The following is a 24,140-nucleotide window of genomic DNA, read 5'->3' as shown; positions in this document are numbered from 1 at the left end:
ATATCGATTGGTCTGAAAAGCCCGACGTCCCCGACCTGCATGGGATAGTGGCAGGGCAACGAATGGTGTCCTGCGGGTGACCCGCAGTCGGTGGAGGAGACCCGTGATGGGTAGGCGCGGACATGAGTGACCGCGGCGGGGCTGCGCCCGGATGGCTCGAGTCCCGCGCCCGGCACTGGCAGTTCTCGCCGCCGCTGAAGACCGCCTTCGCGGTGACGGCCATTCTGTTCACGGTCATCGTGGTGGTGGTCTACCTGCAATTCCGTGGTGACTTCACGCCCAAAACCGAGCTGACCCTGATCTCGCAGCGGGCCGGCCTGGTGATGGACCCCGGGTCGAAGGTCACCTACAACGGGGTGGAGATCGGCCGGGTCACCGGCGTCGACGCCATCGAGCGAGACGGCACCACCAAAGCCAAGCTCTCGCTGAACGTCAACCCGAAATACGTCGCGCTGATCCCGGCCAACGCGATCGCTGAGGTCAAGGCCAGCACCGTCTTCGGCAACAAGTACGTGTCCTTCCGCAGCCCGCCCGATCCGACAAAGCAGCGCATTGCCAGTGGCGACGAGATCGACGTGTCCCACGTGACGACCGAGTTCAACACGCTGTTCGAGACGCTTCTCTCGATCTCGGAGCGGGTGGACCCGGTGAAGCTGAACATGACGCTCAGCGCGGCGGCCGAGGCGCTGGGTGGCCTCGGCACCAAATTCGGCCAGTCGATCGTGAACGGCAATGCGGTCCTCGACGACGTCAACCCCCAGATGTCGCAGATCCGCACCAACATCCGGCAGCTGTCGAATCTGGCCGACGTCTACATCAAGGCCAGCCCGCAATTCTGGGACTCACTCGACCATGCGGTCACCACCGCGCGCACCCTCAACGCGCAGCAGAAGGACCTGGACGCCGCGCTGTTGGCGTCCACCGGCTTCGCCAACACCGGTGCCGACATCATCGAGCAGGGCGGTCCCTACTTCGTGCGCGGCCAGGCCGACCTGATCCCCACCGCCCAGCTGCTCGACACCTACAGCCCCGCAATCATGTGCACCGTGCGCAACTACGCGACCTCCGATGCCAAGACCGCGGCCGGCGGCAACGGCTACTCGATCAACTTCCGCATCGGGCTGACCGGCGCACCCAACCCGTACGTGTATCCCGACAATCTGCCGCGGGTGAACGCCAAGGGCGGTCCGGGCGGCGCGCCCGGCTGCTGGCAACCGATCACCCACGACTTCTGGCCCGCGCCGTTCCTGGTCGCCGACTACGGTGCTTCCCTCGCCCCCTACAACCACTTCGAACTCGGCCAGCCGCTACTCACCGAGTATGTCTGGGGACGTCAGGTCGGCGAGAACACGATCAACCCCTGAGGTTCAGCGCCTCGGCCAATTCACGCAGCGCCGGGCGCGGATCCCAGGTCGGGTTGCCGTCGCCGAGGACCTGCACCACGACGTGGTCGGCACCGGCATCGAGGTGCGCGGTCACCGACGCGGCGGCCTGCTCGACGGAGCCCTGCCCGACGATCCGTTCGGCCAGCCGGTCCGAACCGCCGCGCACCAGATCCGATTCGTCGAAGCCCTGCCGCAGCCACGAGTTGCGGTAGTTGGGCAGGCCCGAATACACCTCGAGATGCAGGTGCGCCCTGCGCATCTGCTCGTCGGCGCTCTCGCCGATGACGACGGCCTGTTCGGACACCACCCACTTGTCCGGGCCGAGGATCTCGCGAGTGGTTGCGGTCTGCTCGGGCAGCACCAGGTACGGGTGTGCACCGTCGGCGTGCGTGCCGGACAGCTCGATCATCTTGGGTCCGAGGGCGGCAAGCAGACGGGTCGGCCGCCCCGAACCCGGCTCGACGAATTCCGGCAGCCCGGCCATCCGGTCCAGATAGCCGCGCATGGTCGCGAGCGGCTTCTGGTAGGTGCCGCCGAGCATGTTCTCCACCAGCGGGCCGTGGCTGACACCGAGACCGAGGACGAACCGCCCCGGGTAGGCGGCGGTCAGGCTACGGCCACCGCCTTCGGCGATCGTCGCCAACCGGGCGTGAATGTTGGCGATGCCGGTGCCGAGCACCAACCGCTGCGTTCCGGCCAGGAAGATCGCCGACTGCACCATGGCGTCCTTCAGGCCGACCTCGGGGATGAACAGCGAGCCGTAGCCGAGCTCCTCGATTTCCTGGGCCACCTCGACGGCCGCGGGCATCGGCCAACTCTCGCTCGCCCACCACACGCCGATGCGGGCCGGGAAGTCGATGGTCGGGCGATCAGTCAACGTCGCTCCTCGGGAGTAGTTGAGAGTTGTCCGCGTCAGCATTGCACGCGTACCTGCTACACCGATCTCGTCGGGCGGGAAGCCTCTCGCCAACATCGCGATGTCGGGTACTCGAGTGGAGCCCGAGAGTGGGGCTCCCGCCAACCACTTATGCGCGCGCGACCGCGATCTGGTGCGTTGTGACGGTGGACCCGTCGGCCGACGACACCGCTTGCGAAACCACGCCGTCGTTTGATACGAGCACGGGGCCCACCTGCGGTCCGGCCATCGTCAAAGCGCTGTAGGTCCCGTCGGGCCTAACGACCGTAACCGTGGTCGAACTGCCTACATCACCGCTCGTGATGTAGGCATAGCCGGCCTCGTCCACGACAACACTTACGACTCTGCCTGGCGCGGGCACCGTCGTGAAGCTGTTGTCCTGGCCGACGACAAGGACACCGCTGTCGAGCGATGCGGAAAAACCTCCGCCGAAAACGTATGTGCGCCCATCGGCGCCGACGACCACGGTCCGCGAGACGCCGTCAGAATCGGGAACGTCGACGGTGGTGCCGTCGGGGTTGACAATGACAGCTGCGCGGTGTTCGAGATCCTGGTAGACGCGGCCGCCTGGCAGGACGATTGGCTCGCGCTCGAACAGTGTGCTCCCCGGTAACGGCACTGCGGTGATGCTTTGGTCGGGGTGAACGATGACCATCGTGTCGTTCCCAAAGAAGCCGGTGCCTTCCGCCAGATACACGCTGCCGTCCGAATCGGCGGTGGAGTTGCCGTATGCGGCCAATCCCGGCACGCGCACTGGTGTGGTGGTATACGTGCCGTCTTTGCTGACGGTGATCAATGTCGCGTCGGCGCCAAGGTTGCCGAGGACGTACGCGCGACCATCCGGACCAACGGTGATTCCGCTGCAACTGCAGTTCTGCCCGAAGAAACGGGGAAGCGTCACTGTCATGTGCGAAGCGTCGGGATGAACCATCTCGACGACCACCGCGCCGGCATAGGTTTTGACATAGAGGGTGCCGTCGTCCGCAACAACAACAGCCTCCTCCGACAGGCTGATTTGGTCGCCTACTCCGCCATACGGTGGATTGTTGGTCAGCGGCACGGTCGCATAGGTGCCGTCCGGGTTGATGACGGTGACGGAAAACTTGTTCGCGACACCGTAGGATCCCGGGTCGGCGGCGAGCTGGTACGCGTGGCCGTCCGCGGTCACCATGATCCTTCCGGTGGCCCGCCCTGCAAGCGGCACCGTCGTGAAGGTGTTGTCGGGGTTGACCACCAGAACGTCGTGATCGGTGGTGAGGTAGGCCCGCCCCCCAGGCCCGGCCTGAATGCCCCGGAACCCGCTGGAAGCGAACGGGTTTCCATCGAGGTCGACGGCGGCCCGTGTTCCGTCGGGGCGAACCACGGTGATGCCGAATTTTTGGGCAGCCTGATCATAGGTAGTCGCGTAGACGCTTCCGTCGGGTCCACGGACCGGAGAGCCGTAGGAATACGACCCGGCGGAGATCAATTCGAATTGCGTCGCTCCGGTGAGTACTGCTGCCGCAGGGTCGATCGTGACGGTGATGGCGTGGGTGGTGGTGGAGCCGTAGCCGTCGGTGATCGTGACGTCGAACGTGTCGGCGTTCTGGTCGGGGTGGCTGTAGGCATTGAGCCGGCCGAGCGGGTCGGGGGTGTAGGTGTAGCGGCCGGTGGTGGGATCGACGGTGACGGTGCCACCGTGTGCGGTGGCCCAGGTGGTCGCGGTGCCGCCGTTGGGGTTGCTGAAGCGCAGGGTATCGCCGTCCGGGTCGGTGTAACCAAGGGCGTTGGTGACCGCGCCGGTGGTGTGGTCGACGGTGGCGGTGGGCGCGACGGCGGGGGGTGTCGGGTCCCCATTGGCCGCAGCGACGGGCACTGTGATCGCGATATCGCTGGCTGCGCCGCGGCTGTTGGTGGCGGTCACGGTGAAGGCGAAGGCGTCGGCGCCGGTCTGGTGGGCGGTGTCGGCGGCGGCATCGTGGCGGGCACTGTCTGAGGGGGTGTAGAGGAAGCTGCCGTCGGCGTTGAGGCTCAGGGTGCTGCCGTCAGCGGTGGTGGTGGGCCCGCTGTAGCTGTAGGTGATCGGCTGGTGGATGTCGGTGACGGTGATCTGGCCACGCACCGACCCGGCCGGGTCCCCGGGCTGGGCGGCGATCGGGGTGTAGGGGTGAGCGGGGTCAGTCAGTACCGGCGGGTCCACCTGGGCGGCGAGTACCTGCACGGTCACGCTGGAGGTGGCGGTGTCGCCAGCGCTGCCGAGCAGCCCGAAGCTGACCAGGTGCAGCAGGCCCGGCAGTCCGTGAATGTGGAAGCCGTTGCCGGCATCGGAGGCGGTGATGGTGAAGGTGTCCGTGTAGTCGCTGCGCCCATCCCAGGCGGCATCGGGTGTGTAGGTGAACGCGTCACCGGTTGGGATGAGGGTGCCCGCGCCGGATTGGGTGACGGCGTAGGTCAGAGCATCGCCGTCCGCGTCGGCGCCTCCGGTGAAGGAGATCGGCGCGCTGGTGTGCCCCGGTTCCGCCGTCACGGTCACAATCTGCGGCGACAGCGTAGGGGTGGCGTTGTTGAACGTGCGCCGCACCCAACCCAGCACCGACTCGAACAGCGATGTCGGCGTCGGGTCGGCCGGGACACCTGCGGGAGTACTCAGCTCTCCAGCGGCCGCCACGCGCGCGGGGAGCGTGGTGGACTGCAACACCGGCGACCTCGGGGCGGCGACCCGTCCGGTTGTCGCCGTTGTCGACGGCTTCGGCGCGGGCACCCCCGACGCGACGACGGGTTCGATAGACGTCGTGGCCGCGGCGGTCAGCCGCGGCGAGACTGTCGCACTCGGGGAGACCGGGGTCAGCCCCGATACTTTTGGCCTTGTCGCGGTTACCGCAACCGTGGTTGTCGTGTCACCGCCGGTCGTGCCGGAAGATGCCGCTGCGCGCCTGCCGGTCACCGACGTAGGGATCGTGGAGTGGCCGTCTGGTCGCCGCCCGACAGGCACCGATCGATCGGCATCGCGCGCTTTACCCGCGGCGGGTCGCACCGGCTGGCTGTCGTTGCTGGCGCTGGTGTCGGGAGCGGCTCCCGCGGTGCCGTGGCCGCCAGCCAAAGCACCTCCGACGCCCAACGCCACGGCCAATGCGCCCACCCGGCCCACATAACGTGCGTAGGTGCCGATTACTCGCGCGCCGCTTTCCCCTGCGCTGGCCGCGTGGCGTCCCGTCATGACAATCTCCTGACCCGATCGCCGCTGCCCGCGGCGAACCCAACCCGTCGAGCTCAAACTATGCGGGGGTCCCACCCGGCGATACAGGGATTTCCCTGGACCTCAGGCGACGTCAGTCGTCGGCGAGCCATTCGATGCGCAAGGTGTCACCCGTCAGCATGGCTATCGAGCTCCGAAGCTCTTCAGCCGGGGTAGGTGGCGGCAGCGGCTCGTGCGGACCGACCCTGAACGCATCGGCCATCAGCGCGGTGAATCGGCGCCACGCACCCGGCGCATGTTCGCGAGTGGCTTCGAGCACGCCGGTGTCGGCCAACAGCAGCACCACGATGTCGCCGACGCCGATGTCCGGGCGCAGCGTTCCGTCCTGCTGTGCGCGGGAGATAACTTCACCAAGTTTGGCGATTGCCTCGGTGGCTCGCCCCTCGATCACCGAACTGGCCGGGAACGCTGTCGTCAGCAGGGCCCGTAGTCCCGGGTCCGAGGCCTGCAGCGCACACAGGTCGAACAACAGGTCGCGGAACCCGTCCCAGGGCACCGGATTGCTCAAGGCTTTGTCGACCGCGTCGGTGTAGGCCGTCATATTTCGTTCGAAGGCGGCAATCGCCAGGTCTGTACGGGTGGGGAAGCGCCGATAGAGGGTCGCCACCCCCACACCCGCGGCCCGAGCCACGTCTTCCAAGGGAACTGACAGCCCTTGCTCGGCAAACAGTCGTGCCGCGGCGGTAACTATCCGCTCGCGGTTGCGTTCGGCATCGGCCCGAAGTGGCCTGGATCGCTCCACACCCCATTGTGCGCCAGGAATCACCACGTCAGCGTACTCCCACAAGTGGAGGCGCACCACCATTTGTGGCGAGGCTCAGGCCGGCGGGCTGCAGAGCACCTCGGCGCAGCTCGGGGTGGTGCTGGGCACCACGATCCCTGGGCTCGGCCCTCTCGAGCAAGGTGGGCTCGACAGTCGCCGGCAAGCTGACCGCGGCGGGCACGCCCGCACCGATTGCCGAGAAGCTCTCACCAGCAAAGGAACTCGTGGCCAAGGGCATGGCGTCCTCGATTCCGGGCGCTCCGCCGCAGCTGACCGCCGCGATCACCAGCAGCAGCAACGAGGCATTGATGGCCGGCCTGCAGCTGTCGATGTGGGTGGGCGCAGCGGCTGCGGCCCGTCGGCGCGGTGTTGGCCCTGCTCGTGCGCCGCGGCGAGAGCAGATCGCGAGCGTCGGTTTGTGGCGGTCCCGCTGGGTGAAGTTCAGCCACAAGTCGACCGTGGCGCCCGTGGCAGACTAGAACGCGTTCTAGTCTCGGCCACCTGTGAGGAGCGCTCCCATGAGCAGCGACGTCAGTTTCGACCTTTCGTCGGTGTTCCGTACCGTCGCCCAGACCCTGCCCGATCATGAGGCTCTGATCTGGCGCGATCAGCGGCTGACGTACGCGCAGCTCGACGCCCGCATCGACGGCGTCGCGCACTATCTCGTCATGCAGGGTCTCGGCTGCCATACCGAGCGTGATCAGCTGGCGCCGCACGAGTCCGGGCAGGACCACATCGGGCTGTACCTGCGCAACGGCAACCAGTACCTGGAGGCGATGGTCGCCGGCTACCGAGCCCGGGTCGCGCCGTTCAACGTCAACTACCGTTACGTCGAAGAAGAGCTGCTCTACCTGCTCACCGATTCGGCGGCCAAGGCACTCGTCTACGGGGCCGAGTTCGCCCCGCATGTGGCCGCCATCCGCGACCGGCTGCCCGAACTGCGCGTGCTGATCCAGGTCGCCGACAGCTCCGGCAACGAATTGCTGCCCGGCGCGGTCGATTACGAGTCGATCATCAGCACGCCCGCCCCGGCCGGCGGCATGCCCACGCCTCGCGGCGACGACCTCTACATCCTCTATACCGGTGGAACCACCGGCATGCCCAAGGGCGTGCTGTGGCGCCAGCACGACATCTTCATGTCGGCAATGGGCGGCCGGCCGTTCGGCGCCGAGAAGTCGCTGGAGTCCTACGAAGAGCTGGCCGAGCAGGCTCGCCTTAACGCCGGCTTCCGTTCGGTGCTGATGATTCCGCCGCTGATGCACGGTGCGGCACAGTGGGCCGCGTTCAACATGTTCAGCACGGGCGGCTGGATGGTGTTGCCCGACGACGTCGACCGGCTCAACGCCCCCGCGGTGATGAAGCTCGCCGAACGTGAACGGGTGCTGAGCATTCCGGTCGTCGGCGATGCGATCGCCCGGCCGCTGCTCGACGAGATCGAGACCGGAAAGTACGACCTGTCCGGGCTGGTGACGATCACCAACGGCGGCGCGCCCTTGTCCCCGACGGTCCGTGAACGGCTGCTGGCCGCGCTGCCGAACCTGATGGTGCTCGACGCGGTCGGCGCTTCCGAGACCGGCATGCAGATGACGACCATGGCGGCCAAGGGCGTCGAGCAGAAGGCGGCGACCTTCACCCCGCAGCACGACACCGCCATCATCTCAGCTGATTTCGCCCATGTGCTGAAGCCCGGTGACGGTGAGGGTTGGCTGGCGCGGCGGGCCTACGTCCCGCTGGGCTATCTGGGCGACGCCGAGAAGTCCGCGCGCACCTTCCCCACCATCGACGGCGTGCGCTGGTCGGTACCCGGTGACCGGGCGCGCTTCTTGGAAGACGGCCAGATCGAACTGCTCGGCCGCGATTCGGTGACCATCAACTCCGGTGGGGAGAAGATCTTCGCCGAGGAGGTCGAGCGCGCGGTCGCCAGCCATCCCGCCGTCTACGACGTCGTCGTCGCCGGCCGCCCCTCGGAACGGTGGGGCAACGAGGTGGTGGCCATCGTGCAGTTCGCCGACGGACAGAGCGCCACCGACGCCGAGTTGGCCGACGCCTGCCGCGCGCACATCGCGCAGTACAAGCTGCCCAAGGCGTTCATCCGCACCGACAAGGTGCTGCGTTCACCCGCGGGTAAGGCTGACTATCGCTGGGCCAAGGATCTCGCAGTGAAAAGCCTTGCCGCACAGGGCTAAACCTTCATGTAACCCTTGTCCGCCGGGATCTGGGCGGCGGTTAGCAGCGCCGACGCATCGCTGGCGAGGAACAGCACGACCTCACTGACCTGATTCGGCGCGATCAGCGACTCGGTGGGCAGCGCACCCGGCGAGAAGCTGTAGACGTAGTGCGGATGCTTCTCGAACATCGAGTACATCGACAGGTCGTTGCCCAGCGCGGTATCGACACCGTAGGTGTGCACGGAGTTCACCCGGATGCCGTATTCGCCCAGCTCCAAAGCCAGCGAATTCGCCAGTCCCACAACACCGAACTTGCTCGCGCAGTAGTGGCCGGCACCGGGAACCGCTTTGATGCCCGCCGACGAGCTGATTGCGATGATCGACCCGCCATTGCCTGCTTCGATCATCGCCGGGACGCATGCCTGCACGGTGTTGAAGAACCCGGTCAGGTTGACGTCGATGATCTCCTGCCACATCTCGGCTGGGATCTCCCAAGCCCGGCCCCAGCTCATCACCCCGGCATTGGCGACGACGACGTCGAGGCGTCCGAATTGTTCGATGGTTCGGGCGATCACCTGTTGCTGTCCGGCGTGGTCGCGCACGTCGACCCGCTCGGCGCTGATCTTGACGCCCTCGTCCTCGACCAGCCGGACGGTATCGGCGAGGTCTTCGGGCGTCGCCGGCTCGTAGCCGATGTGGTTGCCAACCGGCCCGCAGGCGTCGATGGTGACGATGTCGGCACCGGCCTGGGCCAGTCGCACACAATGCGCGCGGCCCTGTCCCCTAGCTCCGCCGGTGACATAGGCGACCTTGCCCTCCAGCGGGCGTGCGGCTTTCACCGCCACACCATACGCGCGGGGTGGCCGTGAATTGTCGAGAACGTGAGCATGGTTCATCCACGTGGAAAATAACTGTCATCGTGGCGGGGCCGCTGTTCACCGATCTCCCACCGCACGCCGGACCTGTTCGGTCATGACCTGGTTAAACGCGGCCGGCTCGTCCACGAACGGCTCGTGCCCGGAATTCTCGAACCAGATCAACTCCTTGGCGGGCGCCTCGAGCGCGTCGAAGTAGGCCACGCTGGTGTCCGGTGGAACCCAGCGATCGTGGCGGCCAAGCAGAAGGAAGACGGGCATGGCCAGCACGGGGACGCATTGACGCAGATCGATTTGGCTGACCTCCGTCCACATCGCATTCATCGAGAACCGGAAGCCAACAATGATTTTCGGGATATCGAGGATCCCCGCTTCCGGCGTGCCGAGCATGACTCGGCCCATCTCCCGGAGCTCTCGGGGCCGGAATTGTCCCTCGATGCGCTGCAGGCAGGTCCGCTCCCTGAACACCGCACTCGCATCGTAGGGCGGTGGGCCGATCCTGCTCAGCGTTCGCAGTGCCCGCCGGTCGTCACGGCGCCTGGCTTCGCCCAGGGCAAAGCTATACGACTCTGCCTCTGCGGCAGCCCAATCCCCGATCTGGCCACATCCCACATAGGCAGTCACCTTGTCCGGATACCGCGCGGCGTATAGCGGACCCAGCACGGAACCCCAGGAGTGACCGAAGATCACCACCCTCTTCACGTCGACACGCTGGCCGACGATGTCGACCAGCTCGTCCAGGTCCGCGATGAACTGCGCGACCGTCATCGTCGACGCCGGAATCCCGCGATGGTAAGACCTCGCCGCACCTCGTTGATCCCAGTAGACGACCGTGAATTTGTCTTCGAGAGCCGCATTGAAGTACCGGAAGAACCGGGTCTCGCTAAATCCCGGACCGCCGTGCAGCAGCACCAATACCGGGTTGGCGGTGCTGCGGCCACGGACCATCACCCACTGGTCGATGCCGCCGAGCCGGAGATATCCGGCCCGGGCGATGCTGCCCGGGACGACGTCGCCGGTCGGGCCCCGGAATGGCGGAGTGCCTTTCCTCATGAACCCACCCTAAGACGAAGGGCGGCTCAGGCCGGCCCGAATTGCGCGCCACCCTCGGCGTGGTACCAACCGCCGGCGGCCTGCGTTCCGCCATCGACGTGCAACGTCTGGCCGGTGATGTAGCGGGCCATGTCGGAGGCGAGAAAGACTGCCGTCGAGGCGATTTCGTCGACATGGCCGAGCCGGCCCAGCGGGACGGCCTGGCTGAGTTCGGGGCGCATCCCATCCGGGGACAGCGCAAGCAGGCCTTCGGTGACAGTGATGTCCGGGGCGATCGCATTGACCCGGATACCGTGCGGCGCCAGCTCGAAAGCCGCCGTGCGGGTGTAGTTGATCACCCCGGCCTTCGCCGCTGCGTAGGCCGCGTAACCGGGTGCCGCGCGCACTCCCTCGATGGATGTCACGGAGATGACGCTGCCGCCGCGGCCGTCGGCGACCAGTTGCCTGGCCACCCGCTGCGTGCACAGCATGACGTGGCGAAGGTTGGCCTTGTACAAGGCATCCCAACCGTTTTCGCTCGTGTGCAAAAGCGGTGAGGCGAATACTCCGCCGGCATTGTTGATCAGAATCTCGACCGGCCCCAGTTCGTCGCGGGTGCGCTCCAGAGCCGCGTCGACCTGTTCGCTGTCGCGGACGTCGGCGACGATACCGAGCACACTCAGCTCGTCAGCGGTGGTGGCGCAGGTCTGCGCGTCGCGTTCCCAGATGGCGACCTTGGCCCCGAATCGCGCCAGCCCGTCGGCGATCCCCCGGCCGATCCCGGTGCCGCCGCCGGTGACGACGGCCACCCGATCGGTGAGCAGAATGTCCGACGGTGCGATCGTCACCGCGCTAGCTGCTCCGCGCCAGTACGTCGTCGGCGAACCGGGCGATGCCGTCGAGCGCCTCGCGGGTGCGCCGCCACGGCATGACGATCATCCGATCGATACCCGCGTCGGCGGCTCTCTGCACATCCTCCGGTGAATCGGCCGGCGCCGACGTGGTGACCTCGGGCTTGCCCTCACGCCCGTGCTCGGCCCACAGCGCCGAGAGCTTCTTCACCGACCCGGGGATCTGGTCGAGGGTGTGGTTCATCGGAATCCACCCCCGGCCGAAGCGCGCCACCCGGCGCAACGCCGGCAGCCCGTCACCGCCGACGTGGATCGGCGGCCCGCCCGGCTGGACCGGTTTGGGCTCGAACGCGACGGGGTCGAAGTCGAAGAACCGCCCGTGGTGGGAGATGGTCGGCTCGGTCCACAGCGCCCGGCACACCTCCAGCGCCTCGTCGACGCGGGCGCCGCGGGTGCTGAAGTCCAGCCCGACGGCGTCCCACTCTTCGCGCAACCAGCTGGCGCCGATACCGAAGTCGAACCGGCCGTTGGACACGATGTCGAGCGTCGCGGCGGCCCGGGCGCTGACGAAGGGGTGCCGCAACCCGAGGTTGTAGACGTAGGTGCCCATCCGGATGGTGCTGGTCTGCCCCGCGAGATAGGACAGGTACGCGATTGCGTCGTACATCGGTGTCTTCGACGGAATCGGCGGGTGGCTGTCGCCGTGATGCGGGCTGCCGGACATCTCCGCGGGCAGCACCAGATGCTCGGGAAGCCAGACCGACTCATAGCCCAGCTCCTCGGCCCGCACCGTCAGCTCACGCCACAGGCCGGGGTGCACGCCACCCAGCGGAATCCCGAACTTCACAGGGCGGATGTTACGCAGCGCGGCGCGACCGCGGAAGTACAACTCTCAGTATCGGAGAGCGTGATTCTGCTCGGTCGCCGCAGTAGCGTCTGAACGTATGACGGCGAGCAGGCTCAAGGTCCGCTACGCCCTGGCCCTCGTGCTCGCTCAGGTCCTGGCGGCCGTCGAGCTGACGTTCCTGGTGCTGCCGCTACGCCACCAGCTGGTGCCGCAAGCCGAGACCGTCTTCGGAACCGACACCCTGATCGCCTCGATTGCGCTCTCGTCGGTCGGCTTCGCCGCTTCGATCGGCTACGCGATCCTGGTCGTCGATCGCAAGCTGCACTGGTTCACCGCTGGCGAGCCGCCGAGGCCGGCCGACCGGCTGTTCGTCGAGCGGCTCCTGCGGCACCAATCAACGCTGCTGACGAGCATCTGGTTGTTCAGCGGCACGATCCTGTTCGTCATCAACCGGGACGGTGGTGCGGTCGCCGCGTGGCTCATCGGGATGTCGGTGTTGTTCGGCACCACCACGTCCACCGGCGCGGCGCTACTGCTCATTCAGCGGCCGATGCGCCCCATCACCGCGGCCATCATGGGCTCGACGCCGGGCCGCGACACCGCGCCCGGGGTTCTGCCCCGATTGCTGCTGATGTGGCTGATGACCAGTGCGCTGCCGAGCATCGGCATCGCAGTGGTGGTCCTGATGCGATCGACCGGCTGGATCATCCAGAAGAACGCATCGATCGAGATACCGGTGATCGTGCTGTCGGTGGTCTCGGTCCTGGTCGGGCTGCGCGGGATGGCCATCGTCGCCCTGTCGATCTCGGACCCCGTCCACGACGTCGTCGCCGCTATGGCCCAGGTGGAGCGCGGCCAGATCGCAACCCGGGTCGACGTCTACGAACGTTCCGAAATCGGTCGTCTGCAAAGCGGTTTCAACCGAATGGTCGCCGGACTCGCCGAGCGCGACCGCCTGCGCGACCTGTTCGGCCGCCACGTGGGGACGGACGTGGCGCTGCGCGCGGTCAGCGACGCCGACACCCTCACCGGCGAAGTCCGGGAGGCGGCCGTCCTGTTCGTCGACCTCGTCGGCTCGACCCAACTTGCGCAGAGCCGATCCCCGGCCCAGGTGGCCGAGGTACTCAACGACTTCTTTCAGATCGTCGTGGACGCCGTCGATGAACGCCACGGACTGATCAACAAGTTTCAGGGTGACGCGGTGCTCGCGGTCTTCGGGGCGCCGCTGCCCAACGCGCGCTCGGCGTCCGATGCACTGGCCACCGCCCGATCGCTCACGGTCGCACTGCGCCGCCTACCGGTCGTGGACTTCGGCATCGGAGTGTCGGCCGGCCCGGTGTTCGCCGGAAACCTCGGTGCCGAGAAGCGCTACGAGTACACCGTGATCGGCGACGCGGTCAATGAGGCTGCGCGCCTTGCCGATCGGGCCAAGGCGACCGGCGAAAGGGCGCTGTGCTCGGACGTGGCCTTGGCCAAAGCCGACCCGGCCGAGCGCGCGCACTGGACCGAGCACTCCTCGGAAGTGCTGCGCGGCCGGGTCGAGCCGACCCGGATGTCGTCGCCCACCGCCTGAATTGCGCTCCGCCCCTTGTGCCCACGACGCCTTCGGGTGAATGGTGGAGGATGTAGTCGAATTTGCGCGCCTACGCGCGCGGGGGAAGGTTTGTCATGGCTGACAAGACGAACACTTCACCGGCGGCCCGACCGGCTCCCGCCGCGGACAGTCCGGCCGCCATCCGCAACGTCGTGCTCGTCGGCCCGTCCGGAGCGGGCAAGACCACCCTCGTCGAAAGCCTGCTGGTCGCCTCCGGCGTGCTGTCGCGGGCGGGTTCGGTGGTCGACGGAACCACGGTGTGCGACTTCGACGACGCTGCCATCCGCCAACAACGATCGGTGGGGCTCGCGCTGGCACCCATCCCGCACGAAGGCGTCAAGGTCAATCTGATCGACACCCCCGGGTACGCCGATTTCGTCGGCGAACTGCGGGCCGGTCTGCGGGCGGCCGACTGTGCGTTGTTCGTGATCGCCGCGAACGAGGGCGTCGACGAAGCGACCAAGGCGCTATGGCACGAATGCGACGACGTCGGCATGCCCCGCGCAGTGGCCATCACCAAGCTCGACCATGCCCGCGCCAACTACGCCACCGCGCTTCGCGCCGCGCAGGACGCGTTCGGCGAGAAAGTGCTGCCGCTCTACCTGCCGATCGAGAGAGGCTTGGTCGGGTTGTTGTCGGGCAGCCAATACGACTACCGCGAGGGCACGCGCACCGTCCACCCGCCCGACGACGCGTACGCCGACCGGATCTCCGAACATCGCGGCACCCTGATCGAAGGCATCATCGAGGAGTCCGAGGACGAATCGCTGATGGAGCGTTATCTCACCGGCGCGGTGATCGACGAGTCGGTCTTGATCGCCGATCTGGAGAAGGCCGTCGCGCGTGGATCGTTCTTCCCCGTCATCCCGGTGTGCAGCGGCACCGGGGTGGGCACCGTCGAGCTGCTCGAGGTCGCGACGCGCGGCTTCCCGTCACCACCCGAACACGTTCTGCCCGAGGTCTACAACCCCCACGGGGTGGCCCGCCCGGGGCTGTCGTGCGATCCCGACGGACCGCTGCTGGCCGAGGTGGTCAAGACGACGTCGGACCCTTACGTCGGCAGGGTCAGCCTGGTCCGGGTCTTCTCCGGAACCATCCGGCCCGACACGACAGTGCATGTGTCGGGCCACTTTTCGGCCTTCTTCGAAGCGAACACGCACGCCGACCACGACGAGGACGAACGCATCGGCACGCTGTCCTTCCCGCTGGGCAAACAGCAGCGACCGGCCGGCCAGGTGGTCGCCGGGGACATCTGCGCGATCGGCCGGCTCACCCGGGCCGAGACCGGAGACACGTTGTCGGACAAGGCCGATCCGCTGTTGCTCAAGCCGTGGACGATGCCGGAACCACTACTGCCGGTGGCGATTGCGGCCCGCGCCAAGACCGACGAGGACAAGCTGTCGGTCGGCTTGCAGCGGCTGGCTGCCGAGGACCCCACGCTGCGCATCGATCAGAATGCGGAGACCCATCAGATCGTGTTGTGGTGCATGGGCGAGGCGCACTCTCACGTGGTGCTCGAGGCGCTGGCGAATCGCTACGGCGTCAACGTCGACACCGTCGAGGTGCGAATCCCGTTGCGGGAGACGTTCGCCGGCCCAGCAAAGGGGCACGGCCGCCATGTCAAGCAGTCCGGCGGCCACGGCCAATTCGCGGTGTGCGATATCGAAGTCGAGCCGCTGCCCGGCGGCGCCGGCTTCGAGTTCGTCGACAAGGTCGTCGGCGGCGCGGTGCCCCGGCAGTTCATTCCCAGCGTGGAGAAAGGCGTCCGCGCCCAGATGGAACGGGGTGTGCACGCCGGGTATCCGGTCGTCGACATCCGGGTGACGCTCGTCGACGGTAAGGCGCACAGCGTGGACTCCTCCGACATGGCCTTCCAGATGGCCGGCGGGCTGGCTTTGCGGGAGGCCGCCGCCGAGACACGGATCGAGTTGCTCGAGCCGGTGGACGAGGTGACCATCAACGTGCCCGACGAACTCGTCGGTGCGGTGATGGGTGACCTGTCCGGCCGCCGCGGCCGGGTACTGGGCACCGAGCAGGCCAGCGAGAACCACACCTTGATTCGGGCCGAGGTGCCACAGGTCGAGTTGACCCGCTACGCCATCGACATGCGCAGCCTTGCCCACGGGGCCGCGTCGTTCACCCGGTCCTTCGCCCGGTATGAGCCGATGCCGGAAACCGCCGCCGCGAAGGTCCAGGCCTAGCTGCTGCGCGATCGCGCGGTAACGTCATTCTCCATGACGGCACCTCGTTCGCTTCGGGAGTTGTTCGACCAGCTCGGCCTGCAGGTCGTCGAGTCGACGGACGACACCGTCGTCATGGAGATGCCGGTGGACGAACGCACCAAGAACACCGCCGGCGGGTTGCAGGGCGGGCTGATCGCCACCATGGCCGACGTGGCGGCGGGGCAGCTGGCCTCCCAAGCGACGCCGTTCGGGTTCGGCATCGCGACCACGGACCTGTTCGTCCGCTACCTACGGCCGATCAAGGTGGGCCCGGCCCGCGCAGTGGCCAAGATCCTGCGCACCGGCAAGCGCTCGGTGGTGGTGCAGGTGGACATCCACCGCGGCGAGGACAACGAACTCGCGGCCACCAGCACGGTCAACTTCGCCGCGGTCTGAGATCCGTCACGACTCACCCACCTCCGGCAAGGAGGCGCATTTCGGCCAGTTCACGTGAAATCGCCTGGCGCGCAACGTCGGCGCGACCCGCGGTCATCAGCCGCTTGGTGGCGGCGACCGCCCGCGGGTCCAGGCGGGCGATGGCTGCCGCAGCGGTCGCAGTCTCGTCGAGCAGGTCGTCATCAGGTATCACCCGCAAGGCCAATCCCATCGAAAGGGCGGCGTCGGCATCGCACCACTCGCTGGACAACACGGTCCACATCGCATCTGCCCATCGGACCCGACCGGTCAGCAACGCAGAACTCCCAGCTTCGGGGACGATCCCCAATTCGGTGAACGGCAACCGCATACGAGCCGACTGGGCGAAGAGAACGACATCGCAGTACAGCAGCAGCGTTGCGCCGAAGCCCACGGCGAATCCGTTGACCGCGGCGAAGAGGGGCTTGTCGAACGTCGCAAGTACATCCATGAGCCGGGCGAATTCGTCACCGGCGCTGCGCCGGTCCTCCTCGGAGGAATTCGGGTCCAACAGTGACCGGTCAGCGCCCACCGAGAACGCTCGGCCCCGACCGGTGAGGATCACCGCACGAATCGTGCTGTCCGCCTGGCACCGGTGCAGCGTATTCGTCAAGTCGCGGTAATCGCGCCCGGTGAATGCGTTGAGTCGTTCCGGCCGGTCGAAAGACACCCACACCAGCAGTCCGTCTCGGCGTTCCTCGATCATCAGGCCACTCCATCGTCGATATCCCGGCACACCGATTCTGCGTGAGCACGCGGCGGTGCTGCACAGACCCTGGCGCGGACGGATTATGTATGGTTACATACATAGGCATGACGAGCCCCCGCGAACGGATGGTCGCCTCAGCTGCACTGTTGATCCGCGAGCGCGGAGCGCAGTCGACGGCTATCGCCGACGTCCTGGCGCACAGCGGGGCACCGCGCGGCTCGGCCTACCACTACTTTCCCGGCGGACGCACCCAATTGCTCAGCGAGGCAATCGATTACGTTGCCGACTTCGTCGCCACCAAGCTCGCCAAGGCGCCCAGCAGCCTGCAGATGCTCGACGGGCTGACTCGCTTCTATCGCAAGAACCTCATCGAGACCGAGTACCGGGCCGGCTGCCCGGTCCTGGCCGTCGCGGTCGAATCCGGCGAGCCCGGCAACGCCAACCCGGTGATCGACCGGGCGGCCGAGGCGTTCACCCGCTGGAACGACCTGATCGCGCAGCGCCTCATCGCCGACGGCATCGCCACGGACCGCGCGCAGGACTTGGCGGTGATGACGACCGCCACCCTGGAAGGCGCCATCGTGCTCGCCCGCGCCGCCCGTGACACCAAGCCACTCGACGTCGTCCACCGGCAATTGCGCGATCTGCTCGAAGCCGAACTGCCCACCTAGGAGAGTCCGATGTCCGCTGACTGGCAACCCACCGCCTGCATCCTCTGCGAATGCAACTGCGGCATCGTGGTGCAAACCGAGGGCCGCACCCTGGCGCGCATCCGCGGCGACAAGGACAACCCCGCCTCGCAGGGGTACACCTGCAACAAGGCGCTGCGCCTGGACCACTACCAGAACAACCGAGCGCGGCTGACGTCCCCGATGCGTCGGCGCCCAGACGGCAGTTACGAGGAAATCGACTGGGACACCGCGATCGCCGAGATCGCGGACGGCTTCCGGCGGATCGCCGGCACCTACGGCGGGGAAAAGATCTTCTACTACGGTGGCGGCGGCCAGGGCAATCACCTTGGTGGCGCCTACAGCGGTGCCTTCCTCAAGCTTCTTGGCTCGCGGTACCGGTCGAATGCACTGGCGCAGGAGAAGACCGGCGAGAACTGGGTGGACATGCAGCTCTACGGCGGGCACACCCGTGGCGAGTTCGAGCATGCCGAGGTGTCGGTGTTCGTCGGCAAGAACCCATGGATGTCACAGAGCTTCCCGCGCGCCCGCACGGTGCTCAACGACATCGCCAAAGACCCCGCCCGATCCATGGTCGTCATCGACCCCGTGCTCACCGACACCGCCAAGATGGCGGACTTCCACCTCCGGGTGAAACCCGGCACGGACGCCTGGTGCCTGGCCGCTCTTGCCGGGGTGCTGGTGCAGGAGAACCTCTGCAATGAAGCCTTTTTGGCCGAGCACGTCAACGGCGCCGATGAGGTCCGCGCGGTATTGGCGACCGTGCCGGTCGCCGAGTACGCCGAGCTCAGCGGGGTCGACGAGGAGTTGCTGCGCGCCGCCGCCCGCCGCATCGCCGGCGCCGATTCCGTCGCGGTGTTCGAGGACCTCGGCGTTCAGCAGGCCCCCAACAGCACCCTGTGCTCCTACCTCAACAAGCTGCTCTGGATATTGACCGGCAGTTTCGCCAAACCCGGTGGACAGCATCTGCATTCGTCGTTCGCACCGCTGTTCAGCCTCAGCGGCGTCGGGCGCTCCCCGGTGACCGGCGCGCCGATCATCGCCGGTCTGGTGCCGTCGAACGTGGTGCCCGAAGAGATCTTGACCGACCATCCCGATCGGTTCCGGGCCATGCTCGTCGAGAGCGCCAACCCCGCGCACTCCATCGCCGACTCGCAGAACTGCCGCGCCGCGTTCGAGTCACTGGAGCTGCTCGTGGTGATCGACGTGGCGATGACCGAGACGGCGCGGCTGGCCCATTACGTGCTGCCCGCGGCCAACCAATTCGAGAAGCCGGAAGCCACGTTCTTCAATTTCGAGTTCCCGCGCAACGAATTCCACCTGCGGCATCCGCTTTTCGAGCCGACACCGGGCACACTGCCGGAGCCCGAGATCTGGGCCCGCCTGGTGCGGGCGCTGGGAGTGGTCAGCGACGACGACCTTCGTCCCCTGCGCGAGGCCGCCGAGCAGGGCCGCGACGCCTACACCCAAGCCTTCTTCACCGAGCTCGCCGCCAACCCGGCGCTGGGCAAGGTGCTGCCATTCGTGTTGTACGAAACGCTGGGCCCGACCCTGCCCGACGGGCTGGCCGGCGCGGCAGCCCTCTGGGGGCTGGCCCAGAAGGCTGCGGCCACCTACCCCGACGCAGTGCGCCGGGCCGGGCACGCCGACGGCAACGCGCTGTTCGACGCGATCTTGGCCGGCAAGTCGGGGGTGACCTTCAGCATCCATGAGTATGCCGACGACTGGGCGTTGATCGGCCACGCCGACCGCAAGATCGCGTTGGTGATCCCGGAGATGCTCGACGACATCCGCGCGCTGGCCGATGACCGGGCAGAGCTGACCGACCCGGAGTTCCCGATCGTGCTGTCCGCGGGTGAGCGCCGGGCGTTCACCGCCAACGACATCCTGCGCGATCCGTCGTGGCGCAAGCGCGACGCCGACGGCGCCCTGCGCGTCAGTGTCGAAGACGCCGACGCGCTCGGCCTGGTCGACGGCGGCCGCGCCCGAATCACCACCGCGGCGGGCAGCGCCGAGGCCACCATCGAGATCAGCGAGACCATGCTGCCCGGGCATGCCGCCCTTCCGAACGGTTTCGGTCTCGACTACGTCGACGCCGACGGGCAACGCCGGGTGCCCGGAGTCGCGCCGAATGCGCTCACCTCCACCGATTGGCGCGACCCCTACGCCGGTACGCCTTGGCACAAGCACGTCCCAGCGCGCATCGAAGCGGTCGCAGCGGAGGTTTCCGTAGCCGGCTGAGCCAGAGGCTGCCACGAAGTAAATTGCGTGATTTATTGCCGGTGGTGCGCGAATCCCGTTATGTTGCACGGATAGCGCTGTCACTGGGCTGCGCTGCCGCGTCCACGACGGGAGCTTCGCACCATGGATCACGACTACGAACAGATGAAGCGCGAAGCGGAGCCCTTTATCAAATTCGAGAAGGATCTCGCTAATCGAATTGCTTACATCACCTTCGACCGGCCCGCAGAGCTCAATTCGACAACAATGGGGATGCGGCAGAACTTCGCTGACATGATCCACAAGTGCAACGTCGACGACGACGTCAAGGTTGTAGTGATCCGTGGCGAAGGCAACGACTTTGGTAGCGGCGGCGACCTGCCGGAGCAGCGGGAGATGCTGGAGAACCCGGGATCGCCTCTGTTGCACGAGCTTTCGATCAATGACGACAGCGTGAAGTATCCGCCAGGTGACTCCTACCGCTACCTCTACACTCTCACCGACCATTACGCCAAGGCGCGCGCCGGAAACCGGCCGCTACAGGAGTGCAAGAAGGTCACCATCGTGGAAGCCAAGGGCTACTGCTACGGGTGGCACTTCTACCAGGCCGGCGACGCCGACCTGGTGGTGTCCTCGGACGACGCGCTGTTCGGACATCCGGCCTTTCGCTATGTCGGCTGGGGCCCGCGACTGTGGTGGTGGGCTGAAACCATGGGCCTGCGAAAGTTCTCCGAAATGTTGTTCACCGGAAGGCCTTTCACTGCGCAGGAGATGTACGACTGCGGTTTCATCAACAGCGTCGTTCCGCGAGAACAACTCGAAGCCGAAACTCTGAAGTACGCGATGGCGTGCTCGAAGTCGCGACCTACCGACACCGTCGTAGTGCAGAAGACGTTCCTCGAGCTTTACAAGCAACACAAGGGCGAATACTTCGGCAGCCTCCTCACCGGTGTGGTCGAGGGCATGCTGCCGATGATGACCAACGACCGCGACAACTATCCCGACCTGACGGAGGGCGCCTTCGAGAAGGGCCTCAACAACGTCGTCAAGGACAACGACCTCAACTTCCCGCCAGAGTGGCGGTTGAGCCACTCTGGGCGTAGGAAACCGTGACCTGGCCAACGCGGGAAGGTACGTCGGTCGCAGTCCACATCCCCACCAGCGCGTTGACCAACTCCTCGCCGACTATCGGCCAGCCCGCGGCTGCTGACGCCCGGCCGTTCGCATGCTCGCCTTCGATCTCGGCGCAGGTGTACATCAACATATTCCGCGCCATCGTCCAGCGCACGGCTCGAACCCGCTTCGGGCGCGAGGGCAGGCATCGATTGATCCCACGAACCGTTTTGAGCATGGGATCTGACGTCATCGCATCGGATCCCACCTGTTCCCGGTAGGCGGGGTCAGCCATCACCTGGGCCGCGAAACGTGCGTAGGTCGACGCCGCTCCCAGCGTTTGGAGATGATCGGTCAACGGATAGACCAGCACGCCGATCCACTCCCGCAGCTGTGGATCCAGTGGCAGCTCAGCCAGCTTGCGTCGGCGAATTGCATCGATCGCGGCACGGTGCCGGGCCTCGATCACACGCAACAGATCGGCTCGAGAGCCGAAGTGATAGCACGCAGCCGCGTTGTTACCCTGCCCGGCAGCATCGCTGATCTGTCGGTTGGACACCCCATGCAGACCGTTCTCGGCGAAGAGCCGCTCGGCGGCCACCAACAACGCGTTACGAGTGATCGACGACCGATCGGTGCGCGCGTCTTTGGCAGAGCTCACCGCGTCAGTGAACAGCACGTGCCGAAGTAAATCAACGCGTTTACTCACGCACCGGGCGCCGGTCCGCGGCTGGGAATCATGTCGATGCCCGTGTCCTGATTATGGTATTCTCGGATATTGAGAATCTTATATTCGCTGGTGTGACGGTCGCCGGGGGAGGCAGCCGCCGGCACACAGTGATCTTGGGGGAACAGATGAGCGGCGAAGCGGCCGATCAGGACGAAACCACCAAGTGGGATCCGGCGTTCACCGCTCGCGTGGCAGGCACGGTCTCACCGGTGTTGAAACGCTGGTTCCGATCCGAGGTGCGAGGCCTGGACAACATCCCTGCCACCGGAGGCGCGCTAGTGGTGTCCAACCACTCCGGCGGAATGCTGACCCCGGACGTGATGGTCTTCGCCCCGCAGTTCTATCGCCACTTCGGGTATGACCGGCCGCTCTATACGCTGGCCCACTACGGCGTGTTCATCGGACCGCTCGACGGCTGGCTGCGCAGGGTCGGCGTCATCGAAGCCAACCGCGACAACGCCGCCACGGCCCTGAAATCCGGCGCGGTGGTGCTGGTGTTCCCCGGCGGCGATTACGACTCGTACCGCCCGACGTTCTCTCAGACCGAGATCGACTTCAACGGTCGCACCGGCTACGTCCGCACCGCACTGGAGACCGGGGTGCCGCTGGTACCTACCGTGTCGATCGGGGCCCAGGAAACTCAGCTGTTTCTGACCCGCGGGAACTGGCTGGCCAAGCGACTGGGCCTGACGAAGGCCAGGATGGACATCCTGCCCGTCACCTTCGGCGTGCCATTCGGTCTCAGTGTACTGATGCCACCCAACCTGCCGCTGCCGTCGAAGATCGTGACCGAGGTGCTCGAGCCGATCGACATCGCCGCGCGTTTCGGGCCTGACCCCGACATCGCCGAGGTGGACGCGCACGTGCGGTCGGTGATGAGTGAGGCGCTGCAGCGGCTGAGTCGCGAGCGTCGGCTGCCCATTCTCGGCTGAGTCAATTCAGTGGGGTCGCCGGCGGCATCGCCGTCGCGACCGTCTGGATGCCGTCGGAAAAGCCTGCGGCTCTGCGTATTTCAGCGAATGCGCGCATCATAGCGTCCGTTGCCTCGTGCACATCGGCGAAGGTGCGGTCGTCGGAGAGGACGGCGATGTCGAGCTGGTCGACGTAACTCCACACCGTCATGTTGAACGCGCTGCCCGCCGAAAGTACGCCCACCGAATAGATTTCGCTGACCGGCGCCCCACCGATGTGGCCACGTTCGCGAGGGCCGGGCACATTGGACACCGCGACATTCATGATCCGGTTGCGGTCGGCGTGCTTGCCCTGCCAGCGAAAAGCCCCCGGCGCCAAGGCGGTCGGCAGGTACTGCATCATCCGGCCCTGCACGCCCGCCCCGAGCAGTTCGTAGTTCTCCTTGGCACGCCCGCTGGCCAGCGCCGTCAGCCGGACTCGTTCCAAAGCGTCCTCGACATGGACCGGCAACGAAATCGACAGGCCGCCGATCTCATTGCCGGTGACGCGGTCGGCGGACCTGTCGGTGGCAACCGGAACCGCGGCGACGAGCGGCTGGTCCGCGCATCCGTCGTAGCGCAGTAGCAGCTCACGCAGTCCCCCCGCGGTGATCGCGAGGACGAGGTCGTTGAAGGTGATGTCAAGGCGCTTGGCGGTTTCCTTGACTTGCGCCAAAGCCACGGTCGCGGTGGCGAACGTCCGGACCGGCGACACCACGTGGTTGACGAACGTCGACGGCGCCGAGAATGGCTTGGCCAGCTCCACCCGGTCGCGACGTTGCCGCTGACGCCGGCGCAGCCGGACGAAACCCGCAGCGGCATCCTTGATCAAGGTCGGCAGCGCAGCTGCCTGCTGTAGGTGATCGGTTAACGCGGACCTCAGGAGCTCGGGGGTCGGCGGCAAGGCGCACACCGGATAGGGCTGTGGCGGTTGCGCGTCTGTGCCGGCCAGATCCATAAGCCGGGCAAGCAGATTCGCTGAGGCGACGCCGTCGGCCAACGTGTGATGGACCTTGCCGATCAGCGCGAAGCGATTGTCGGCCAACCCTTCGGCGAAGTGGAACTCCCATAGGGGGCGTTGCCGGTCCAGCGGCGTGCTGGCGATCTGACCGATCACGGTGTCCAGCTCCCGGCGTCCGCCCGGTGCCGGGACGGTGACACGGCGCAGGTGGTAGTCCAGATCAACCTGACAGTTCTCCATCCACATCGGGTGATGAAGACGCCAGGGGATCTCAACCAGTCGGAAGCGCAACGGTTCCAGCAGATGCAGCCGGTCGGCGACCGTGCGACGGAACACCGCGAAGTCGAAGCGACCGTCGAAGTCCGCGGCATCGACGACCGCCACCTTCAACGTGTGAGTGTGCAGGTTGGGCGTTTCGCTGTAGAGCAGCATCGCGTCCATACCGTTGAGTCGCCGCACAGTCCCA

Annotated in this window: 21 protein-coding genes; 11 read left to right on the top strand and 10 right to left on the bottom strand. The window is 66.6% G+C overall.

Annotation, left to right across the window (positions count from 1 at the left end):
* Positions 1–122: 122 nt before the first annotated feature.
* A complete protein-coding gene (locus AB431_RS00530; protein WP_082135494.1) occupies positions 123–1,364 on the top strand; it encodes an MCE family protein in 1,242 nt (413 codons plus the stop codon).
* Here AB431_RS00530 and AB431_RS00525 read toward each other — a convergent pair.
* Positions 1,354–2,262: an LLM class F420-dependent oxidoreductase gene (locus AB431_RS00525; RefSeq protein ID WP_369802957.1), complete on the bottom strand. Its 909-nt coding sequence runs from the start codon at positions 2,260–2,262 to the stop codon at positions 1,354–1,356. The genes AB431_RS00530 and AB431_RS00525 overlap by 11 nt on opposite strands.
* A 148-nt stretch (positions 2,263–2,410) precedes the next feature.
* Positions 2,411–4,948, bottom strand: coding sequence for a VCBS domain-containing protein (locus tag AB431_RS00520; RefSeq protein ID WP_158423491.1), 2,538 nt, complete (start codon positions 4,946–4,948; stop codon positions 2,411–2,413).
* Positions 4,949–4,964: 16 nt separating this feature from the next.
* Between AB431_RS00520 and AB431_RS30690 the strand changes: the two genes are divergently transcribed.
* Complete coding sequence (locus tag AB431_RS30690; RefSeq protein ID WP_047328300.1) at positions 4,965–5,432, top strand: hypothetical protein; 468 nt, start codon at positions 4,965–4,967, stop codon at positions 5,430–5,432.
* Between the two features lie 177 nt (positions 5,433–5,609).
* On the opposite strand, the gene AB431_RS00510 is transcribed toward AB431_RS30690, so the two are convergent.
* The gene (locus AB431_RS00510; protein ID WP_082135492.1) at positions 5,610–6,341 is read right to left on the bottom strand and encodes a TetR/AcrR family transcriptional regulator; all 732 of its coding nucleotides are present in this window, start codon (positions 6,339–6,341) and stop codon (positions 5,610–5,612) included.
* 98 nt (positions 6,342–6,439) lie between these two features.
* Here AB431_RS00510 and AB431_RS00505 point away from each other — a divergent pair, with 98 nt between their 5' ends.
* A complete protein-coding gene (locus AB431_RS00505; RefSeq protein ID WP_047328299.1) occupies positions 6,440–6,778 on the top strand; it encodes a hypothetical protein in 339 nt (112 codons plus the stop codon).
* A 39-nt stretch (positions 6,779–6,817) separates the two neighbouring features.
* Positions 6,818–8,485, top strand: coding sequence for an acyl-CoA synthetase (locus AB431_RS00500; RefSeq protein ID WP_047328298.1), 1,668 nt, complete (start codon positions 6,818–6,820; stop codon positions 8,483–8,485).
* Here AB431_RS00500 and AB431_RS00495 read toward each other — a convergent pair.
* From AB431_RS00495 to AB431_RS00480, 4 genes are all read right to left on the bottom strand, one after another.
* Positions 8,482–9,306, bottom strand: coding sequence for a mycofactocin-coupled SDR family oxidoreductase (locus AB431_RS00495; RefSeq protein WP_047332920.1), 825 nt, complete (start codon positions 9,304–9,306; stop codon positions 8,482–8,484). The genes AB431_RS00500 and AB431_RS00495 overlap by 4 nt on opposite strands.
* A 96-nt stretch (positions 9,307–9,402) precedes the next feature.
* Complete coding sequence (locus AB431_RS00490; RefSeq protein WP_047328297.1) at positions 9,403–10,395, bottom strand: alpha/beta fold hydrolase; 993 nt, start codon at positions 10,393–10,395, stop codon at positions 9,403–9,405.
* Positions 10,396–10,421: 26 nt separating this feature from the next.
* Positions 10,422–11,222 (bottom strand): SDR family NAD(P)-dependent oxidoreductase, encoded by an 801-nt coding sequence (locus tag AB431_RS00485; RefSeq protein ID WP_047328296.1) that lies wholly within the window; start codon positions 11,220–11,222, stop codon positions 10,422–10,424.
* Between the two features lie 4 nt (positions 11,223–11,226).
* Positions 11,227–12,072, bottom strand: coding sequence for an LLM class F420-dependent oxidoreductase (locus AB431_RS00480; protein WP_047328295.1), 846 nt, complete (start codon positions 12,070–12,072; stop codon positions 11,227–11,229).
* A 97-nt stretch (positions 12,073–12,169) separates the two neighbouring features.
* Here AB431_RS00480 and AB431_RS00475 point away from each other — a divergent pair, with 97 nt between their 5' ends.
* The 3 genes from AB431_RS00475 to AB431_RS00465 all read left to right on the top strand — a co-directional run bounded on the left by AB431_RS00475 (position 12,170) and on the right by AB431_RS00465 (position 16,284).
* The gene (locus AB431_RS00475) at positions 12,170–13,645 is read left to right on the top strand and encodes an adenylate/guanylate cyclase domain-containing protein (RefSeq protein ID WP_047328294.1); all 1,476 of its coding nucleotides are present in this window, start codon (positions 12,170–12,172) and stop codon (positions 13,643–13,645) included.
* A 95-nt stretch (positions 13,646–13,740) separates the two neighbouring features.
* A complete protein-coding gene (locus AB431_RS00470; protein ID WP_047328293.1) occupies positions 13,741–15,867 on the top strand; it encodes an elongation factor G-like protein EF-G2 in 2,127 nt (708 codons plus the stop codon).
* 33 nt (positions 15,868–15,900) lie between these two features.
* Positions 15,901–16,284, top strand: coding sequence for a PaaI family thioesterase (locus AB431_RS00465; protein WP_047328292.1), 384 nt, complete (start codon positions 15,901–15,903; stop codon positions 16,282–16,284).
* 13 nt (positions 16,285–16,297) lie between these two features.
* On the opposite strand, the gene AB431_RS00460 is transcribed toward AB431_RS00465, so the two are convergent.
* Complete coding sequence (locus tag AB431_RS00460; protein WP_047328291.1) at positions 16,298–17,008, bottom strand: enoyl-CoA hydratase/isomerase family protein; 711 nt, start codon at positions 17,006–17,008, stop codon at positions 16,298–16,300.
* A 107-nt stretch (positions 17,009–17,115) separates the two neighbouring features.
* On the opposite strand from AB431_RS00460, the gene AB431_RS00455 reads away from it, so the two are divergent.
* From AB431_RS00455 to AB431_RS00445, 3 genes are all read left to right on the top strand, one after another.
* Positions 17,116–17,682, top strand: coding sequence for a TetR/AcrR family transcriptional regulator (locus tag AB431_RS00455; protein ID WP_047328290.1), 567 nt, complete (start codon positions 17,116–17,118; stop codon positions 17,680–17,682).
* A gap of 9 nt (positions 17,683–17,691) precedes the next feature.
* The gene (locus AB431_RS00450; protein ID WP_047328289.1) at positions 17,692–19,941 is read left to right on the top strand and encodes a molybdopterin-dependent oxidoreductase; all 2,250 of its coding nucleotides are present in this window, start codon (positions 17,692–17,694) and stop codon (positions 19,939–19,941) included.
* Between the two features lie 123 nt (positions 19,942–20,064).
* The gene (locus AB431_RS00445; protein WP_047328288.1) at positions 20,065–21,033 is read left to right on the top strand and encodes an enoyl-CoA hydratase/isomerase family protein; all 969 of its coding nucleotides are present in this window, start codon (positions 20,065–20,067) and stop codon (positions 21,031–21,033) included.
* On the opposite strand, the gene AB431_RS00440 is transcribed toward AB431_RS00445, so the two are convergent.
* Positions 20,981–21,709, bottom strand: coding sequence for a TetR/AcrR family transcriptional regulator (locus tag AB431_RS00440; RefSeq protein ID WP_047332919.1), 729 nt, complete (start codon positions 21,707–21,709; stop codon positions 20,981–20,983). The two genes, AB431_RS00445 and AB431_RS00440, sit on opposite strands and share 53 nt — an antisense overlap.
* A gap of 179 nt (positions 21,710–21,888) precedes the next feature.
* Between AB431_RS00440 and AB431_RS00435 the strand changes: the two genes are divergently transcribed.
* The gene (locus AB431_RS00435) at positions 21,889–22,695 is read left to right on the top strand and encodes a lysophospholipid acyltransferase family protein (protein ID WP_047332918.1); all 807 of its coding nucleotides are present in this window, start codon (positions 21,889–21,891) and stop codon (positions 22,693–22,695) included.
* A 1-nt stretch (position 22,696) separates the two neighbouring features.
* Here AB431_RS00435 and AB431_RS00430 read toward each other — a convergent pair whose 3' ends face one another.
* A complete protein-coding gene (locus AB431_RS00430; RefSeq protein ID WP_047328287.1) occupies positions 22,697–24,133 on the bottom strand; it encodes a wax ester/triacylglycerol synthase family O-acyltransferase in 1,437 nt (478 codons plus the stop codon).
* Between the last annotated feature and the right edge of the window lie 7 nt (positions 24,134–24,140).

The sequence above is a fragment of the Mycobacterium sp. EPa45 genome (assembly GCF_001021385.1).
GTDB lineage: Bacteria > Actinomycetota > Actinomycetes > Mycobacteriales > Mycobacteriaceae > Mycobacterium.
This window is presented reverse-complemented; position numbering and strand designations above follow the sequence as displayed.

Bases quoted from the DNA above. Each gene is read 5' to 3' on its own strand.
- AB431_RS00530 (WP_082135494.1), top strand. From the start codon at position 123: ATGAGTGACCGCGGCGGGGCTGCGCCCGGATGGCTCGAGTCCCGCGCC.
- AB431_RS00510 (WP_082135492.1), bottom strand. From the start codon at position 6,341: ATGGTGGTGCGCCTCCACTTGTGGGAGTACGCTGACGTGGTGATTCCT.
- AB431_RS00500 (WP_047328298.1), top strand. From the start codon at position 6,818: ATGAGCAGCGACGTCAGTTTCGACCTTTCGTCGGTGTTCCGTACCGTC.
- AB431_RS00490 (WP_047328297.1), bottom strand. From the start codon at position 10,395: ATGAGGAAAGGCACTCCGCCATTCCGGGGCCCGACCGGCGACGTCGTC.
- AB431_RS00475 (WP_047328294.1), top strand. From the start codon at position 12,170: ATGACGGCGAGCAGGCTCAAGGTCCGCTACGCCCTGGCCCTCGTGCTC.
- AB431_RS00470 (WP_047328293.1), top strand. From the start codon at position 13,741: ATGGCTGACAAGACGAACACTTCACCGGCGGCCCGACCGGCTCCCGCC.
- AB431_RS00465 (WP_047328292.1), top strand. From the start codon at position 15,901: ATGACGGCACCTCGTTCGCTTCGGGAGTTGTTCGACCAGCTCGGCCTG.
- AB431_RS00460 (WP_047328291.1), bottom strand. From the start codon at position 17,008: ATGATCGAGGAACGCCGAGACGGACTGCTGGTGTGGGTGTCTTTCGAC.
- AB431_RS00455 (WP_047328290.1), top strand. From the start codon at position 17,116: ATGACGAGCCCCCGCGAACGGATGGTCGCCTCAGCTGCACTGTTGATC.
- AB431_RS00450 (WP_047328289.1), top strand. From the start codon at position 17,692: ATGTCCGCTGACTGGCAACCCACCGCCTGCATCCTCTGCGAATGCAAC.
- AB431_RS00445 (WP_047328288.1), top strand. From the start codon at position 20,065: ATGGATCACGACTACGAACAGATGAAGCGCGAAGCGGAGCCCTTTATC.
- AB431_RS00435 (WP_047332918.1), top strand. From the start codon at position 21,889: ATGAGCGGCGAAGCGGCCGATCAGGACGAAACCACCAAGTGGGATCCG.